General features: G+C 69.4%; 16 protein-coding genes and 2 pseudogenes. 6 read left to right on the top strand and 12 right to left on the bottom strand.

What is annotated here, in order from left to right; translation table 11 throughout:
- Positions 1–110: 110 nt before the first annotated feature.
- The 3 genes and pseudogenes from J7I97_RS34060 to J7I97_RS39295 all read right to left on the bottom strand — a co-directional run bounded on the left by J7I97_RS34060 (position 111) and on the right by J7I97_RS39295 (position 3458).
- Positions 111–1544: a DUF234 domain-containing protein gene (locus tag J7I97_RS34060; RefSeq protein WP_214943382.1), complete on the bottom strand. Its 1434-nt coding sequence runs from the start codon at positions 1542–1544 to the stop codon at positions 111–113.
- A 533-nt stretch (positions 1545–2077) separates the two neighbouring features.
- Positions 2078–3273, bottom strand: a pseudogene (locus J7I97_RS34055) (tyrosine-type recombinase/integrase).
- The gene (locus J7I97_RS39295; RefSeq protein ID WP_251059434.1) at positions 3270–3458 is read right to left on the bottom strand and encodes an AlpA family transcriptional regulator; all 189 of its coding nucleotides are present in this window, start codon (positions 3456–3458) and stop codon (positions 3270–3272) included. The pseudogene J7I97_RS34055 and the gene J7I97_RS39295 overlap by 4 nt, the downstream one beginning before the upstream one ends.
- A gap of 181 nt (positions 3459–3639) precedes the next feature.
- Here J7I97_RS39295 and J7I97_RS34050 point away from each other — a divergent pair, with 181 nt between their 5' ends.
- Positions 3640–4137, top strand: a complete 498-nt coding sequence (locus tag J7I97_RS34050) for a hypothetical protein (RefSeq protein ID WP_214943183.1) — start codon at positions 3640–3642, stop codon at positions 4135–4137.
- Between the two features lie 641 nt (positions 4138–4778).
- Here J7I97_RS34050 and J7I97_RS34045 read toward each other — a convergent pair.
- Positions 4779–5054, bottom strand: coding sequence for a hypothetical protein (locus J7I97_RS34045; protein ID WP_214943181.1), 276 nt, complete (start codon positions 5052–5054; stop codon positions 4779–4781).
- 761 nt (positions 5055–5815) lie between these two features.
- Between J7I97_RS34045 and J7I97_RS34040 the strand changes: the two genes are divergently transcribed.
- Together J7I97_RS34040 and J7I97_RS34035 are read left to right on the top strand one after the other, a co-directional pair.
- A complete protein-coding gene (locus J7I97_RS34040; RefSeq protein WP_214943178.1) occupies positions 5816–6079 on the top strand; it encodes a CopG family transcriptional regulator in 264 nt (87 codons plus the stop codon).
- Positions 6076–6489 carry a PIN domain-containing protein gene (locus J7I97_RS34035; RefSeq protein ID WP_214943176.1) on the top strand — a complete coding sequence of 138 codons (414 nt, stop codon included), beginning with the start codon at positions 6076–6078 and terminating at the stop codon, positions 6487–6489. The genes J7I97_RS34040 and J7I97_RS34035 overlap by 4 nt, the downstream gene beginning before the upstream one ends.
- Before the next feature lie 447 nt (positions 6490–6936).
- Here J7I97_RS34035 and J7I97_RS34030 read toward each other — a convergent pair whose 3' ends face one another.
- From J7I97_RS34030 to J7I97_RS34020, 3 genes are all read right to left on the bottom strand, one after another.
- Entirely contained in the window at positions 6937–7293 is a 357-nt protein-coding gene (locus J7I97_RS34030; protein ID WP_251049345.1) for a hypothetical protein, read from the bottom strand.
- 27 nt (positions 7294–7320) lie between these two features.
- The gene (locus J7I97_RS34025) at positions 7321–7602 is read right to left on the bottom strand and encodes a hypothetical protein (RefSeq protein WP_214943173.1); all 282 of its coding nucleotides are present in this window, start codon (positions 7600–7602) and stop codon (positions 7321–7323) included.
- Positions 7603–7820: 218 nt separating this feature from the next.
- A complete protein-coding gene (locus J7I97_RS34020) occupies positions 7821–9095 on the bottom strand; it encodes an alpha/beta family hydrolase (RefSeq protein WP_214943170.1) in 1275 nt (424 codons plus the stop codon).
- Between the two features lie 264 nt (positions 9096–9359).
- On the opposite strand from J7I97_RS34020, the gene J7I97_RS34015 reads away from it, so the two are divergent.
- Entirely contained in the window at positions 9360–10343 is a 984-nt protein-coding gene (locus tag J7I97_RS34015; protein WP_214943167.1) for an XdhC family protein, read from the top strand.
- Between the two features lie 113 nt (positions 10344–10456).
- Here the strand turns inward: J7I97_RS34015 and J7I97_RS39290 are convergent.
- Positions 10457–10594: pseudogene (locus J7I97_RS39290) on the bottom strand (plasmid stabilization protein); the annotation flags it as partial.
- A gap of 93 nt (positions 10595–10687) precedes the next feature.
- On the opposite strand from J7I97_RS39290, the gene J7I97_RS34010 reads away from it, so the two are divergent.
- Complete coding sequence (locus J7I97_RS34010) at positions 10688–11083, top strand: DUF6479 family protein (RefSeq protein WP_214943164.1); 396 nt, start codon at positions 10688–10690, stop codon at positions 11081–11083.
- Positions 11084–11211: 128 nt separating this feature from the next.
- Here the strand turns inward: J7I97_RS34010 and J7I97_RS34005 are convergent, their stop codons facing one another.
- The 4 genes from J7I97_RS34005 to J7I97_RS33990 form a co-directional block, all read right to left on the bottom strand.
- Positions 11212–12126, bottom strand: a complete 915-nt coding sequence (locus J7I97_RS34005; protein ID WP_214943379.1) for an ATP-dependent DNA ligase — start codon at positions 12124–12126, stop codon at positions 11212–11214.
- On the bottom strand, positions 12126–13037 hold the full coding sequence (gene ligD / locus J7I97_RS34000) for a non-homologous end-joining DNA ligase (RefSeq protein ID WP_214943161.1): 912 nt from the start codon (positions 13035–13037) through the stop codon (positions 12126–12128). Before ligD ends, J7I97_RS34005 begins: the two co-directional genes overlap by 1 nt.
- 64 nt (positions 13038–13101) lie before the next feature.
- On the bottom strand, positions 13102–14256 hold the full coding sequence (locus J7I97_RS33995) for a Ku protein (protein WP_214943158.1): 1155 nt from the start codon (positions 14254–14256) through the stop codon (positions 13102–13104).
- A gap of 234 nt (positions 14257–14490) precedes the next feature.
- A complete protein-coding gene (locus J7I97_RS33990; RefSeq protein ID WP_214943156.1) occupies positions 14491–15285 on the bottom strand; it encodes a nuclease-related domain-containing protein in 795 nt (264 codons plus the stop codon).
- A 230-nt stretch (positions 15286–15515) separates the two neighbouring features.
- On the opposite strand from J7I97_RS33990, the gene J7I97_RS33985 reads away from it, so the two are divergent.
- Positions 15516–16103 carry a hypothetical protein gene (locus J7I97_RS33985; RefSeq protein ID WP_214943154.1) on the top strand — a complete coding sequence of 196 codons (588 nt, stop codon included), beginning with the start codon at positions 15516–15518 and terminating at the stop codon, positions 16101–16103.
- The last annotated feature ends 97 nt before the right edge of the window (positions 16104–16200 follow it).

Below are 16200 nucleotides of genomic sequence, written 5' to 3'. Positions count from 1 at the left end.
GTCGACCGGTCATCCCCCGGGGGTGAACCGGCCGCGTCCGTCCTCTCAGACCGCCGCGCTCAGTGCCGGCGCAGGTACCTCACCATGCCTACCTCTGGCGGTTTCCCTGACTACTGCCAAGCACGAACAAGGTCTTCCGGACCCCAGTGCGCCGCAAGAGGCAGACCGGCCTCGACACCAGAACGGGACACCGCCACGAGCGCTGTGCCCGGCTCGGCACCGGGCACGGCGAGCATGTCCCGCACCAGGGCGTCGTACTCACGCCGGCCGAACGGCTGCGACTCCAGCCACTTCACCGAGCCGATGAAGTGGACCTGCCCTGCGACGGGTTCGCGGTCGGCTCCGATCAAGTCGATCTCAGGGTTGTTCTGCCGGTTCCACCAACCCCCGACCGCCTCCGTCTGCGGCCACCTCTCATCGGGTAGCAGCCGCAGCAGCGACTCGCGGACGACCGGCTCGACGGCCCGGCCCCGCCAGGTCGTCCACGACCGCTCGATGCGCTCCAGCGCCAGGTCGCCGCGACCGCGCTCGATGAGCGGGATCCCGCGCTGCAGGAAAGCCAGCCAGAACCGGAGATACGGATCGGCGATGCGATAGCGCTTGTTCTTGCTGTCCGCCTTGACCGACAGCGGCAGGTCAGCGGTCAGGACCCGCTTGGCCAGCAGCGTGTTCAACAGCGGCGACAGCGTGCCCGAGGGCAGCGCGCCCGCACCACCGGCCTGTGCGGCAATGGTGGAGAAGGTCCGCTCGCCACTGCCGACCGCTTCCAGGATTGCCCGCGAGTGGGACGCCTCGGGAAACTCCCCCAGCAGCGACAGCTCGCCCGCCACCAACAGCGGCGCAAGCGGGTTGGCCACAGCCTCGCGCAGGAAGTCTCTGCGGCCCATCCCCGGCCGCCAGGACTGAACGATCTCCGGGAACCCTCCGGTGATCAGCAGCGCGTCCACCGCTTCCGCCGCGTCAAGACCGGTCATCGCCTGCACATCGGCCAGATGGAGCGGCTGTACGGTCATCTTGGCCGCCCGGCCGAAGAACGGGCGGCCATAGGACTGCAGCGCCTCCATCACCGACATGTCACTGCCGACCAGGATCAACAGGACCGGCTTGGCGGACAGGTGCCGGTCCCAGACCGTCTGCAGCGCCCCCTCGAACTCCCCGTCCTGTTCCACCAGCCACGGCACCTCGTCGACCACCGCAATGCTCGGGGTATCGTCCGGAACCGCGACCGCCAGGGAACGCAGTGCCTGGTTCCAGTCGGCGGCCTGCAGCCCGGCCACCAGCTCGGCGCCGGGCAGAGCGGAATGCGCCAGCGTCGCGGCGAAGTCCGCCCGCTCGGCCACGGCGTTGCGTCCCCGGGTCGCCTGGAAGACCACGTACGGAAGCCCGGAACGGTCGCAGAACTCCTGGACCAGACGAGACTTGCCCACCCGGCGCCGCCCCGTCACGATCACAGCCTGACCACGGGTGGCGCCCGTACCATCGGCTACCAGGCCCAGCTGTCGACCCAGCTGATCCAAGTCAGCAAACCTGCCCTTGAACTCCATCAGCGTCACATCCCCAGCACTCATGAAACATAGATTCGATATTACGTAGATTGAATCTTACTTAGATGCTAGCTGGCTTCTGACGTCCACGTCGGCGGCGCCGAGACGACAGGGAAGGCATCGCGCGCCGATGCCTCAGCCCCACGAAGATCCGACACTTCGCATTGCAGGGCATCTGAGACATTTCCAAGTCATGGGACATGTGTGGGACGGCAAGCCTGACAACTCATCAGCTACGCGTCTGACCTGGGAAAATACCTGAGTACTGTCCGGCCTCCGGAGCCGTGTGCGCAGGTTCGAATCCTGCCGGGGGCACTTCGCAGGAAGTGCCCAAAGACCCCGCCATCAGCGAGTTCGCTGAGACGGGGTCTTCGCGTATGTGCAGCCAAGTGCCGTGCTGTGCAGTCGCATGTCGGCGCCTGTGGACTATTCGTGGACGGATCTTGGGCTCATCGGCCCAGGTCAGCCGCAGAAACGCCGAAGGCCCCCGGACAGCTCCAGGGGCCTCGCAGCGTATCGCCACTCACTCGCGATCACTCGTACTCGCGCAGCAGATCTTCGATCCGACGGTTGGCCACCTCCTGCCGACCGTCGAGGCACTTCGCATACCGAATGAGCAGCACCTCCACGCTGTTGCCCGCACGCTCGGCGACCTCGGTGGGGTCGACGCCGGCGTTGAGCCACGTGGACAGCGCCGAGTGCCTCAAGTCGTACGGCCGGTGGGCGAGCGGCGAGGCAGCCGCGGCCGGCGGCAGAGCCAGGACCCGGGCTTCCTGCCACGCCCGGTAGTAGGTGGAGGAGGAGACCACTCCCCCACCCTCACTGAAGAACAGCCGTCCGTCCTCGGCGGTGCCGAACGTGTCGAGGTGCTCACGCAAGATCGCCACAAGCTGCGGAGGGATCGGCACCCGCCGCACGTCCTCAGTGGCCGGTTCTTCAGCCCGCGGTCGTCGTGGCTCTCCCCGGAGTCGGTCCACTGCTTGCCGACGCTCGGCCGGGTCCGGTGGAGCAACGCAGTCCCCCACCCAGAGTCCGGAAGCGTCAGATCACTCTCACTGAGCCCGACCGCTTCGGCCGGCCGGAAACCCCCGAAGTACATCCCGGCGAAGAGCGCCACCAGCCGCCGCCCACGGGCCCGGCGATAGCCGCCCACGTACGAGACCGCATGCAGAAGCGAGCGGGCCTGTTCGGGGTTCGCTGCCACCCGGGGATCGACCTCATTCGACACCTTGGGCTTCTGCCAGCGCACGGCCGCCAGCGGATTCTCTCGGAATTCCCCGAGATCCACCGCGTAGTGCGGGGCATTGACCAGCGTGCGCCGCTTGCACCGTACCGTCTCGGCAGCAGCAGCCGTCCCATCCAGTTTGATCTTCAGTGAGTCGAGAACCGCCCGCCCAAGCGCAGGGTCAGTGAGATCGGATAACGGCCGAGAGGCTTTGGCGACCCAATGCAGGGCATTGCCGATCTCCGGGGGAAGCTTCAGCGCGAAGGCGTACCAGCTCAGGGTGGCCTTCTGCTCGACCATGGACCCGGGAAGGCCGGACCCCGTGTCGAACTCCTCACCGTCACGTGTCGCCCGCATCAGCTTGGAGCGGAAGTTGTCCGCGAGCCCTTTCGTCCTGAAGGACTCAGAAAAGACCTGTCCGGCCACCGACCAGCGAACATCATAGGAAGGCCGCTTCGTGTCCCGCTTTCGGACACTCCAGATCTTGACGTCGAGCGACTTCACGCGGCAGCACCTTCCCGACTCCGCAGCCAGGCAAGAAAGTCACTCCGCCACACACGCAGTTCACCGTTCGGCAGCTTGAAAGCCTCAGACGCATGACCGAGCTCGCGCCAGCGATAGAAGGTGCGCCGCGAGATCCCTTTCAGCTCGGAAAGGACCTCCGGGGCGTCTGCCGTCGACCCAGGCAAGCCATAGCAGACCAGGCTTCTGGGGCCCCCTACTTGCCGTCATGTGGCGGTGTGAGATCTCGGGAGTAACCACATCACCATCTCGGGCTGCCGTAGCATCCCCGCATGTGCGCTTTGAGGCGTGATGTGCCCGCCAGCAGCCAGTCCAGAACTGCACGAGTACCGCCAGCGACTCCCTAAAATGCGGCTATTCCTCAGCGATATCGAAGACGTCAAGAGATTGCTGGAACGAAATTCTGAAGGCGTGGCAATTCAAGCTGGCGACGCAACGGCAGAAACAGTCGACGATCTCAGGGATGCCAATAGAAGAGAGCTCCGGACGCTTCGGCTCATCACAAGCAGGCCCGAAGTGGTAGTAGCGTTTGGAGACTCGCCGGTGGTCCGCACCACTGAACGAGATCAAGCAGCTATTGATCTCGTTGACGCTGTCAGCGAGATGCTCAAGCCGCGGATGTCCTTTGGGGCTCGGAATCGCAAACTGGTACAGATTACTTCGGGGGCGATAACCATCGGCGGACTGGTCGGGACCATCGCACTTGTTGACGCCTCCAATAACTTGGCCTTTGTCATTCTCCCATACGTGATCCTCTTGACCACAGTCGCCCTCATGGGCAGGCTGGTCGACGGGCGCGCAACGGTGGTCCCCTATTCCCTAGAGAACAGAGAGAAGAGGGCGTGAAGCGGGGACACCTTGCCATCGCGGGAGCACTTAGCTTTATGGGAGGCCTCGTGGTCGCGGCCTTGACTTTCTACCTTGGCTGGAACGCTGAATAGGCGCCACTAATGTGCCCATGTCGCCACATCAGCAGCGTTGGTCTCGGATCCCATTTAAACACAGCCATCGCCAGTTACCGGATAAGGCGATACGTCTAGCGGCCCTCCCATATACCCGCAGTGCGGTCAGGCGATGAAGACCCGCAGTCTCGCCCCTTACAGCGGGAGCAAGACGGTCGGCGGGTCTGCCGGGCACTGTGGCAGTGCCCTGAGAAGCAAATCTGGTGGCACTGGGCCAATCGGCCGAACGAGCCCATGGAATTGGGTCCGATCCCGCAGCTCTTCAGCGGGTGACCGTGCTGCCACCTGGCGGTGGCGTGTCCCTCACGCGCCCGGTTGGGCGGCTGTGGGCGAGTCGCGGGGAGCAGCGGTGCTGCGGCTGGAGACGCCCAGGTCAGCGGCATGGCTGGTCAGAAGAGACGGCGGTACGCGATCTTCCAAACTGGTGATGTACAGCAGCGAGGTGCAGCAACCACCGCGCCCGCAGCGGATCGCTACCAGCCTCGACAGGCCGACGATGCCCCCGCAGACCACAACGGTTTCGGCCTATATCGCCCAGGTTTCAAAAAGGCCTGACTCCCTCCCGATGAAGAGCGCTGCCGAAGTAGGAACCAGCAAGCAAATGCCGATGCCGCCAAGCACATATGGTATCGCTAACGTCGCCTTCGGGAAGTGGCCATCGGCTCGACGCTTGCGCGCAATAGCGAAGCGCCGGATAAACAGAGCGGCACTCAACATAAGCAGGAACGCGCCGACAATCTGCAACGCCATCAAGACGCATTCAATAAGGAAAAGGAACAGGTACGAGAGCAGCACCCCCACGACTACCCTCACTTACTCAGATTTCGGCATTAATCAGAATCCGCTCGGCTTTCATCGCCGTCGGCTGCAACCACGCGCAAGCGGACAATAGGATCATGGCCTGGACCGCGTCAACCCGTGCAGCTGAACGCGTGCCCGATGCGTGCCCGACCGGTTGGTAAGGCACGGCCATCTACGGGCTCCCCCGCCCTGGACCAGCAACCGCGACAAGCACCACCACAGCAGATCAAGGGCACTTACCCCACTGGTGGCTCTGGTGATGATGAGGCGCACGCCCCTCCGTACAGCAGTGAAGTACAGCAGCGACAGCAACCGACAGCACCCGTTGCCGACAGCGATCAGTGGCCAGCGCATCCCAAGGTATTCGAGCGCGAAGGCGTACCAGCTCAGGGTCGTTGCGCGTCTGCGGGGCGAGCCATGCGTTCCACTCAAAGGGGCCTGTTCCTCGCCGCCGAGTTCCCGGAGTGCTGCGATCAGAGCGGAGCCCACATAGTCAGCCAGTGACGGGGCGTCCACCGCTCCAGGTGCATGCAGGGTCATGCCAAGCGGCCGCGCGGTCACAGCCGTCCCGTTGCGGTACCTCTTCGGAACGCCATGCATCTGACGTGGCGCATTTCTCATGACGTCCACCACCCTTCTGAGCAGGTGAACGCGTCGAGCTCTCGCGACTATGTCACAGCGCCTCGGGAACCCAGATAGCACTGTGTGCGGTCTCCTATTCACCCAGGCGAGCGGGGAGGATGAGGAGTAGGATGGGTAGCATGAGCGAGCCTACCGGCAAGTACTCGATCACCATGCCGCGCGACATCGCAGAGGCGGCCCGTGCCCGCAGCGGCCCCTCCGGCCTGTCTGCTTATGTCGCCGCCGCCGTCGCCCGCCAGATCGAACGCGACAACCTCACCGAGATCATCCACGTCGCCGAAGCCGAACACGGGCCCATCACCGACGAAGAACTCCAGGCCCTGCGTGACCAGCTCCACCAGGCCCGGCATCAGCAGACTCACAGCGGGGCGGATGCGGCGTGACACGCTCCCCCACCATCCCCGGCGGCACCCTCGTCCTCGACAGCGAGGGGCTGGCCAAGGCCGTCCTGCGCGACCGCACCGTCACCGCCTGGCTAGCACTCGCCCGGGCCGATGACCTACGAGTCATCACATCCGCGGCCACCCTTGTGGAAGTGGTGCACCCCAGAATCAACCGTCCGGCCCTGGAGTGGACCCTCTCCCGCCTCGTCGTCGAACCGGTCACCGAGCCGATCGCCCGCCACGCCGCGGCCCTCCTCGCCGACGCCGGCCTTCACGGCCACAAGTACGCCATCGACGCCATGCTCAGCGCTACCGCCCTCGACTCACCCGGCCCCGTCACCGTGCTCACCTCCGACCCGGAAGACCTCACCGCGCTGTGCGGCGGTCGGGTCACCGTCATCAAGATCTGACACTTCGTATTCCAGGACATCCAGCACATTTCCAAGTTGGTGGGACATGCGCGGGACGGCCAGCCTGACAACTCATCAGCTATGCGTCTGACCTGCGCTGCGCAAATACCTGGGTACTGTCCGGCCTCCGGAGCCGTGTGCGCAGGTTCGAATCCTGCCGGGGGCACTTACTGTGTAAGTGTCACAAGACCCCGCCACCAGCGGTAACGCTGGGAAGGGGGTCTTCGCGTATGTGCAGCCAACTGCCGTGCTGCGCAGGCGTATGCCAGGCCCTACGGCCTATTCGCGGCCTGGACCGCACAGGAACTGTGCAGGTCAGCCCGGACAAGTACGGGGAACGGCAGCGAGGGCCCCCGGGAGGCGCAGGTCAGCGTGTTGGCTGGTCAAGGGGTCTGTGGGTACGCGATCTTCCAAGCTGGGGTCTTCTCCCGAGCGACCTCAACGGCATCACGTGGCCGACGGCCGGGGCTGTTCCGGCGGGACCGAACCCTCGGCGACCGCCATCCAATGGTCGAGGTCGGCCTGCGTGAACTCTGACCACGCAGGAATCTCAGGAAGCTGGCGGAGAAGGTCGAACGCCTCCGCGATCCGTGGCCCACGAAGCACCGGCGAGTGGCAGCCTGCGATGACCTCGGCGCCAAGCCCCTGGATGTCGTCCACCACCGCCCGGAACTTTTGGCCGTCCAGCAAGGTGACCCAGGGCGAGACCAGGCGCCCGCCGAAGAATTGGCCGTCCCGAAATTCGTCGGCGGACAGGTCTGCGATTTCGGGGATGGGATTAGTAGCAGCCGAAATGACGCTCATTGACCGGCCTGGCTAGAGCTGTACGGATCAGGTGCTGTCACTGGCACTCAGCTCAGCCGTCCGTCGGCGTGCGTACCCTTCGAGGTCTTGCTTGATGGCCATGACTTCCTCGACTGGGATGCGGATGGGCCCACAGTGCTGGGCGTCGCACGAGCGAGGGAAACTGCCGTCGATGAGCGAGACCCCGCTGAGCACCACCCAACCGTCATCGTCGATCTCCGTGCAGAGGACTGGGTGGAAGAAGCAGTCCTCGTAGATGTCCCCCACGCGGATGCCCGCCGGGTTGCGTGGATCTTTGGCCGAGTTCATAGCGCCAACCTGCCATGCAGAACCCCTGAGTGCTGCCTAGATTCCACTCCGTGATGGACGTAGAACGAACGGCGGGCATCGCCGGCATGGCGGTGGCTGCGCGGCCCGTGTGCGCAGGTTCGGATCCTGTCGGGGGGAGTTCGTAGGGAGTGTCGACAAGGCGCCGTGGTCGGCGAGTTCGCTGAGTGCGGGGTTTGTGGTTTGCCTGGGTGAGGGGGCTAGGCGGGGCGGGGTAGGTGGGTGGTGAACCAGGTGGCGGCGAGGGTCGAGACCTCGTCCAGGGCGCCCGGTTCCTCGAAGAGGTGGGTGGCTCCCTCGATGATCTCCAGGCGGTTTTCGCAGCGAAGTGAGGACTGGGCCTGGTGGTTGAGGTCGAGGACCAGGGTGTCGTCGCCGCCGACGATGAGGAGGGTGGGGGCGCGTACGGCGGTGAGGTGGGGGCCGGCCAGGTCGGGGCGGCCGCCGCGGGAGACCACCGCGAAGGTGTCCGCCTCGGGGGACGCGGCCGCGGTGAGTGCCGCCGCGGCGCCGGTGCTCGCGCCGAAGTAGCCGACCGGCACGGAGGTGCGGGTGCGGAGCCAGGTCGTGGCCCGGCTCAGCCGGTCGGCCAGGGTCTCGATGTCGAACACCCTCGCCCGGTCGGCCTCCTCGGCCGGGGTGAGGAGGTCGAACAGGAGGGTGCCCAGGCCCGCCCGGTTCAGGGCCGATGCCACCGAGCGGTTGCGGGGGCTGTGGCGGCTGCTGCCCGAGCCGTGGGCGAACATCACCACCGCCCGGGCGCCCGGGGGGAGGATGAGGTCGCCGGCGAGGGGGAGTCCTGCCGCGTCGACCACGACCTCCTCGGTCACGGCGGCCGGCTGCCGGGCCGCTTGGCCCAGCAGGGCGACGACCTCCTCGTCCGAGGTCTGGGAGAAGTCCTCGTACCACCGGCCGACGGAGGAGAACCCGCGCGGCGTGGAGAGGCACACCACCTCGTCCGCCGTCGCGGAGAGCAACTCGACCGCTTCCGGCGGGGCGACCGGGACGGCCATCACCACCCGGGCCGCGCCCTGAGCCCGTACGACCTCGCACGCGGCCTCCGCCGTGGCGCCGGTCGCGATCCCGTCGTCCACCACGATCGCCGTCCGGCCCGAGAGGTCCAGGCGCGGGCGGTCCGCGCGGAACCGGCGCGCCAGTCGTTCGAGATCCGCCTCCGCCGCGCGCTCGACGGATCTGACGTCCTCCGGCCTGACCCGGCCGCGCTGGACGATGTCCTCGCTGATCACCCGTATCCCTCCTTCGCCGATGGCACCGAACGCCAGCTCGGGCTGGTACGGGACGCCGAGCTTGCGGACGATGATCACGTCGAGGGGGGCGCCGAGCGCCTGTGCCACATGGAAGGCCACCGGGACTCCGCCGCGGGGCAGGCCCAGGACGACGGGATGCTCGTCCCCGTACCTTTCGAGGGCCACGGCGAGCCGTCGGCCCGCGTCATCACGATCGGTGAACAGCACGTTGGCTCACCCAGCTCGAAGTCGGTTACCCCGGATTACCCCGGGCCACTCCCTCTCACTTATGACGCAACCCGATGGGCGGGTGTCGCGCAACTCGGGGACGTCCGGTCCTTCCGGTGGGTCCGTACGAAGGAGGTGGGGCCGGGTCTGTGGGATTTGGGGGGTTGGGAGGGGTAGGGGGCGTGCATAGGTTGGGGGGAGCCCACGGCGTGCCGTTGACCAGGTGCTTTGTGGGGGCTGTGACGACGAGGATGGGGCAGCGCGATGCGTGAGCTGGTGGAGACGGCGCGGCAGTGGGTGGCCGAGGGGCGGGCCGGGTATCTGGCGCGACCCGTGACCGAGCAGGGGTTCGGGCCGCGGGATCCGGCCGGGGCCGTGCTGGTGGATGCGCGCGGGGAGTGCGTCGGGGCCCTGTACCGGGGGGTTTTCGACGCCGAGCTCGCGGCGGAGGCGGCGGCGATGGGGGCCGGGGAGACCGCGCGGGTGTGCGAGGTGTCCGTCGGGGCGGGCGAGGCCGTCGAGGCGCGGCTGACGTGTGGCGGGCAGGCCGAGGTGTTGGTGCAGCCGCTCTCGGCGATTCCCGGTGAGTGGTGGGAGCTGCTGGGCCAGGGGGTCGGGGTCGCGCTCGTGACTCAGCTGAACGAGGGCGCCGACCAGGCCGTCAGCGTGGTCGTACGGGCTGCCGTGGCGCCCGCCTCCGATGCCGAGCGGCGGGCCGGCGAGCTGCTGGCCACGCGACGGCCCGGGCGGGACGCGCTGTACGGGGAGAGCGGGCTCGTGCCGGTGGAGGCGTACCCGTCCGCGCCGTACGTGGTGATCGGCGGGAGCGGGGAGCTCGCCGACGTCATCGAGGCTCAGGCCCAGCTGCTCGGGTGGGGCGTGAGCAAGGTGTCCGACGTCGCGGAGGCCGGGAAGGTACTGGAGGCGCGGCAGGACGCCGCTTGCCTGGCGATGCTCAGCCATGACCCGGAGTTCGACGTTCCGACGCTGCGGAACGCGCTCGCGCTCGGGATTCCGTACATCGGGGCGCTCGGGTCCCGCAAGACGACCGCGCGGCGGCGGGACGGGCTGATCGCGGCCGGGGTGAGCGAGGCCGACCTGGCCAGGGTGCACGGTCCGATCGGGCTGGACCTCGGGGCCCAGACGCCCGCGGAGACGGCGCTGGCCATCTGCGCCGAGGTGCTGGCGGTGCTCGGGGGGCGGGACGCCCGGGGGGTACGGGACGCCGACGGGCCGCTGCGGGGATGAGGCTGCGGCAATGAGGCCGCTGCGGCGATGAATCCCTATGCCGCGTAGCGCCGGGCGGTAACGCGAGCTGCAGGGGGCGGCGCCGGGAGCGCGGGCCGCCCCCGGTCTTCCCTTCAGTCGCCGAGCGCTCGTTTGAGCCGCGCCTTGTTCGTGTCCGAACGGCCTTGGATGTTGCGCCGCTTGGCCTCGGCGTAGAGCTGGTCCTACGTCGGGCCCTGCGTGCCGGAGTGGGAGCGCGGGCCGCCGCGCCGGGGCTGCGGTCGCCCTCGCGCGTACCCCGATTGGGTCAAGGTATCCGCTCTGGAGATGCGTAAATACGACCTAAACAGGGGAAAATGGACTGTATGGACATGATCCTCAGCGTGGACGAGACCCTCGGCCACATCGCGTGGTTCTTCGTCATCGGGCTGGTCATCGTCGGCTTCCTGCTCGCCGGCTTCAAGCTGGGCCAGCGCGTCCGGGCCAAGGAGCCCCCGCCGCCCGACCCCGAGAGCCAGCCCCATCTGCCGAACGGCGGCGCGGTCCACGAGGTCCGCGAGGAGCGGGATCCGGTGGAGATCCCAGACGGCGGCCTGCGTCCGCACGAGATGCAGGGCTACGGAAACTTCGGCTCCACCACTTCCAGCCATCCCGACGAGGTCCGCGCTGAACGTGAGGCGGCCCACCAGCACGTGAAGGGCCCCTACCCGCACCCGCAGCCCGGCGCTCCCCCCGACGCGGGGCACGGCGCGCACGCATGAGTTGAGCCGCCGACTCCGCGCTCCCCTGACATGTCTCTGGCCCGCGCGAAGGCGCGGGCCAGAGACATGTCAGGGGCAGGGGCAGGACCTCAGAGGCAGGGGCAGGGGCCAGGGGCCAGGGGCAGCTGTCACACGTCCGTCCGCAGCCGCAGTACCTCAGGCGGCGGGTGCCGCGCCGAGGTGTGCCGGACCTCCGCCGTCAGGGGCGGGTCGAGCGGACGGTACGGGACCTCGCCGAGCCCGACCGCGGTGGCCGTCGCCCCCGCGGCCGTTCCCGCCGTCGCCCCCGCGGCCGAGCCCTCAGCCGAGCCCCGGGCCGCCACGACCGCCGCCAGCTCCGCCCGTAGCCCCGCTGACAGCGGGCTCGACACCAGCGGTGTCTCGTCGCCCACCGGCAGCACGAGGACCAGTGCCAGCGGCCGGCTCGGCGGCCCGGTGTACCCGACCACCGCCGCGTCCCGCACGTTCGTGTGGCGGAGTTTCTGCCAGCCGCGCCGCCCGGCCGGGTAGGCCTGGTCCAGCCGTTTGACGACCAGGCCCTCGATGCCGCTGTCCGGCAGCGTCTCGTACCAGGTGGCGGCCAGCTCGGGGTCCGTGGTCATCGGCACCGGCTGGAGCGGGGGGCCCAGGGGCAGCAGCAGGTCCACCAGCAGCGCCCTCCGCCGCTCGTACGGGCGCCCGCGCACGTCGAGCCCGGCCAGCTCCAGCACGTCGAAGGCCGCATACGAGGCCGGCAGGCTCTGCGCGAGGACCGCGGCCCGCACGGGTGTGGCCGCCGCCCGGCGCTGGACCAGCGCGAAATCGGTACGGCCCTCGTGCCAGACGACCACCTCCCCGTCCAGGACGGTTCCGGCGGGCAACTGCTGTGCGGCCGCGGCCAGATCGGGGAAGGCCGCGGTCACGATGCGGCCGGAGCGCGCCTGGAGCACCACGTCCTGCTCCGTGCGGACCACGACCATCCGGTGGCCGTCGAACTTCGGCTCGTACGCCAGACCGGGCGCGCGCGGGAGGGTGGTGACGGCGGCGGCCAGCGCGACGGTGATCACGGCCGGGCCCCCTGGCGCCCGCGCCCCGGGAGCCTGCCGGCCTGGCCGGGATCGGTCAGCGGGGCGAAGAGGTCGCCGTCGCGGGCCAGCCGGGCGGGGATGTCGTCGGCGAGGAAGACCAGGTCGGAGGCGGTACGACAGGACTCGGCCTCCTCCCACGACACGGGGGCCGACACCGTGGGCCGGGCTCGCGCGCGCAGTGTGTAGGGCGCGGCGGTGGTCTTGGCCGCGGCGTTCTGGCTGTGGTCGACGAACACCTTGCCGGGGCGCAGGGCCTTGGCCATCCGGTGCACGACGAGGTCGGCGAGGTCGCGCTCGGCCTCCTGGGCGAGCTGCTTCGCGTACGCGGACACCCGGTCGGACGGGGCCGGCTCCAGGGGAACGGCCAGGTGGAGGCCCTTGGAGCCGGAGGTCTTGGCGTAGGCGTGCAGGCCGTCGGCGGCGAGCCGGTCGCGCAGCCAGAGCGCGGCGGCGCAGCATTCGACGACGGTGGCCGGCGGGCCGGGGTCGAGGTCGAGGATGAGCCGGTCGGCGACGCCGGGGCTGCCGGCGGTCCACTGGGGGGTGTGGAACTCGACGACGAGGTTCGCCGCCCACATCAGGGAGGGCAGGTCGGCGATGACCACCTGCTCGGCCGAGGGGTCGTCGCTGCGGGGAACCGGGGTGGTCTCCACCCAGGCGGGGGTGCCGGGCGGCGGGTTCTTGGTGAAGAAGCGCTGGCCGTCCGGGCCGTCGGGATAGCGCAGGAACGACACCGGCCGGTTGTGGACGTGGGCCAGCAGCGATTCCGCGACTGTGGCGTAGTAGTGCAGCACCTCGCCCTTGGTGAAGCCGGTCTCGGGGTACAGGACCTTGTCGAGATTGCTGAGCGGGATGCGACGCCCCTCCACCATCGTGATCGGCGCCATAGGACGAGACTGCCACGAAACGGGAGGAACCGGGCTATCGAGGTCAGGCGCTGGTCTATTGAGGTCAGGCGGATGCGCGCTTCGCCGTCTTCTTCGCGGTGGCCGCCTTGGAGGCGGTTGTTTTGCCCGTGGCCGTCTTGGAGGCGGTCGCCCTGGAGGTGGCCGACTTCGTCGCCGTCTTCGCCGCGGACTTCTTGGCGGCCGTGCTCTTCTTGGCGGCCGTGCTCTTCTTACCGCCGGTTTCCTTGGGCGAGGCGGCGGTCTTCGCGGCCGCGGAGCCGGTCGCCTTCCTGGCCGGCGCGGCGGTCCTCGACGCCGCCTTCGTGGCCGCCCTGGAGGCGGTCTCGCTCTTGGCGGCGGTCTTCTTCGCGGTTTTGCGGGCGGGCAGCGTCCGGATCTCGGCCTCCGTCTCCTCGGCCGCGGCGGGGCGCTCCCCCCGGGATTCCCTGGCCGCGCGGACGCTGTTCTCCAGGGCGGCCATCAGGTCGATGACCTTGCCGCCCGTCGGAGCGGCTGCCTCCTCCTCGCGCGGCGGCTCGATGCCCTGCAGCCGGGCCTCGATGACCTGCTGGAGTGCGTCCTGGTACTCGTCGTGGAGCGCGGAGAGGTCGAAGTCCTGGGACAGCATGTCCATGAGCGACTGGGCCATCTGGAGTTCCTGGGGCCGGATCGTCACATCGGCCTCGGGGGTGATGCCGACGGCGGGGCGGACCTCGTCGGGCCACAGGCAGGTCTGGAGCACCAGGGTGTCCTCGTGCACGCGCAGCACGGCGAGCGACTCCCTGGACCGGATGGCGATCTTCGTGACGGCGATCTGCCCGGATTCGGCCAGGGCTTGCCTGAGCAGGGAGTACGGCTTGTCCGCGGCGCGGTCGGAGGTGCCGACGTAGTACGCCTTGGAGAACATCAGCGGATCGATGCTGCCGGCGTCGACGAAGGCAAGCACGTCGATGAGCTTCTTGCTGGGGAGGGGGAGATCGGCGAGGTCCTCGTCGGACAGCATGATCATGCTGCCGTCCGGAGTCTCGTAGCCCTTGGTGATCTCCTGGTACGGGATCTCCACGTCCTCGGCCTCGCAGACGCGGCGCAGCCGCACCCTGGAGCCGTCCTTCACGTGCACCTGGCGGAGCGGAATGTCGTGCTCCTCCGTGGCCGTGAAGAGCTGGACGGGGATCGTGACCAGGCCGAACGAAATGGCCCCCTTCCAGGTCGCTCTCATGCCGCGCTCCTTCCCTGGGGATCCTCAGGCTATGCCGAGGGCGCAGACCGCGACACTCGACGCGGGGCGTCCGTGGCAGGTCCCGGATCCAGGGCCGGCGTCGCACCCGACCTCGGCCCCGACCTCGGCCCCGACCTCGGCCCCGACCTCGGCCCCGACCTCGGCCCCGACCTCGGCCCCGACCTCGGACTCGGGCGGACGTGCAGCCGGCGCGGCCGGCGCCGCCGCCCGGGTCTACCACCACACGCGACGGTCACGGGCCAGGCCGAACAGGGCCTCGATGTCAGGGCGTTTGAGGGTGGTGGCCGCCTCGGCGAGGTACGGGACGGCCGTGTGCGGCTGAAGGACGCGGATGTCGCGGACGGTGGGGGCCACCTCGACGCGGGAGGCGTCGACCACCGCCAGGACGGGGGTGACCGGGGCCGTCAGGGCCCGGCTCGCGCGGGCCGCGGCGTGGCGGATCCAGCGGGGGTCCGGGCGGGGTTCGGCACGGCCGACCGTGAGCAACAGGTCGCCGACCTTGGCGCGCTGCCGGCGGCCCGGGACGGTGCGGATACAGAAGACCCCGGGCGGGCCGATGAGGAGGTGGTCGAGCACTCCGGCGCCGGGGAGGGGAAGGGCGTGCAGCACACGCCAGTCCGCCGATTCCAGGGCGTCCAGTTCCCCTCCCATGCGCTGCTGGGCCAGGAGCTCCTGGCGGAGCCGGTGCCGGGCTCTGGCGCCCGCCGAGCCGTGGGTCAGCTCGCCCAGCAGAGCCTCGCCCGGGCGGTTCGGGGCCAGGTCCTCGTCCGGCGGGAGGGCCAGCCGGCGCAGGTCCGCCGCGGTGGGGACCGGGGGCGGGCCGACGGTGTGGCCCCGGTCCAGATAGGGGCGCAGCACGGCGAGGACCGCCTCGCGGTGCTCGTCCACGAGCACGCTGACCCGGTTGGTCTCCCGGTCGTACCAGGCCACCGCGTGGCCGTCGGGCAGGTTCACATACAGCCGGCCGCGGCCGGGCCGGCCGGTCGGCAGCACCTTGAGTCCCCGCATCGCCCTCACCCCCGCCGTCCATGGGAGCAGTCCGGACGCCGCGCGGCAATCCCCCGGCGGAGTACGCGGCTGTGTAACAACTCCGACGGGACGCTGCGGCCTCGCTGTTACACGGTCAGCGCCCTGCCGCAACGGCGGCGTCCTACGTTGTTCCCACCTTGACCCGCCCTTGACCCCGCCTGGACCCGCCAGGACCGGCCAGGCTGCCCGACCAGTAGCGAAGGACTCCCGTGAGCACCGTCAGCCGCCGCACTCTCGTACGCGCCGCCGCCGTGACCACATGCGCCGGAAGCCTGCTGGTGCTGCCCGCCGCGGCGGCTCTCGCCGAGGGGGTTCCGGCCCGGATCCTGGTCAAGAACCTCTCCCTCGCGGACGGTGCGTCCACCGCGCAGATCTACTGGCTCGCCCAGGGTGCGTACCAGGCCGAGATCCTGCACGACGGCGCCACGGTCACCACCCTGACCAGCCGCGACGGCGCGCCCGGCGCCAGCGCCGCCGGCGAACTGCACGCCGCGTTGCAGCCCGACGGGCACCTCTCCTCCTGGGTCGGCGACACCCGCCCGGCGGGGGGCACGCACGCCGTCGGCGGCGAGGGACACAAGACCGGGACCCGGCACGGGCCCGCGTCAACGCAGCCCCAGGGCGGCGGCACAGTCGCCGCGGCCGCCGACGGCCCCGCCGCGGCGCTACGCCTGAACACCCTGGCCGACGCTCCGGGCGACGGCATGCTGCTGCTCGCCGCAGGCAGCGGAATCGCGGCCGTCGGCGCCGCCGGCCTCGGCTTCGCGATGCTGCGCCGGGGCCGTACGAACGGCTGACGGCCGGTGTCGGGCCCGGGGGCGCCCACCAGAAGCCGGGCACTAAGCCAACCGACCACCGGCCCGGTGACGGGGCCCGGGGCACCCACCAGAAGCC

This window comes from Streptomyces sp. ISL-87 (assembly GCF_018614095.1).
In the GTDB taxonomy this organism is placed as follows: Bacteria; Actinomycetota; Actinomycetes; order Streptomycetales; family Streptomycetaceae; genus Streptomyces.
Note: the sequence above shows the minus strand (reverse complement) of the source record. Positions and strands in the feature narration are given on the sequence as shown.

Coding starts and splice junctions, on each gene's coding strand:
- J7I97_RS34060 (WP_214943382.1), bottom strand. CDS start 1,544: ATGGAGTTCAAGGGCAGGTTTGCTGACTTGGATCAGCTGGGTCGACAG.
- J7I97_RS34050 (WP_214943183.1), top strand. CDS start 3,640: ATGCGGCTATTCCTCAGCGATATCGAAGACGTCAAGAGATTGCTGGAA.
- J7I97_RS34040 (WP_214943178.1), top strand. CDS start 5,816: ATGAGCGAGCCTACCGGCAAGTACTCGATCACCATGCCGCGCGACATC.
- J7I97_RS34030 (WP_251049345.1), bottom strand. CDS start 7,293: ATGAGCGTCATTTCGGCTGCTACTAATCCCATCCCCGAAATCGCAGAC.
- J7I97_RS34025 (WP_214943173.1), bottom strand. CDS start 7,602: ATGAACTCGGCCAAAGATCCACGCAACCCGGCGGGCATCCGCGTGGGG.
- J7I97_RS34015 (WP_214943167.1), top strand. CDS start 9,360: ATGCGTGAGCTGGTGGAGACGGCGCGGCAGTGGGTGGCCGAGGGGCGG.
- J7I97_RS34010 (WP_214943164.1), top strand. CDS start 10,688: ATGGACATGATCCTCAGCGTGGACGAGACCCTCGGCCACATCGCGTGG.
- ligD (WP_214943161.1), bottom strand. CDS start 13,037: ATGGCGCCGATCACGATGGTGGAGGGGCGTCGCATCCCGCTCAGCAAT.
- J7I97_RS33995 (WP_214943158.1), bottom strand. CDS start 14,256: ATGAGAGCGACCTGGAAGGGGGCCATTTCGTTCGGCCTGGTCACGATC.
- J7I97_RS33990 (WP_214943156.1), bottom strand. CDS start 15,285: ATGCGGGGACTCAAGGTGCTGCCGACCGGCCGGCCCGGCCGCGGCCGG.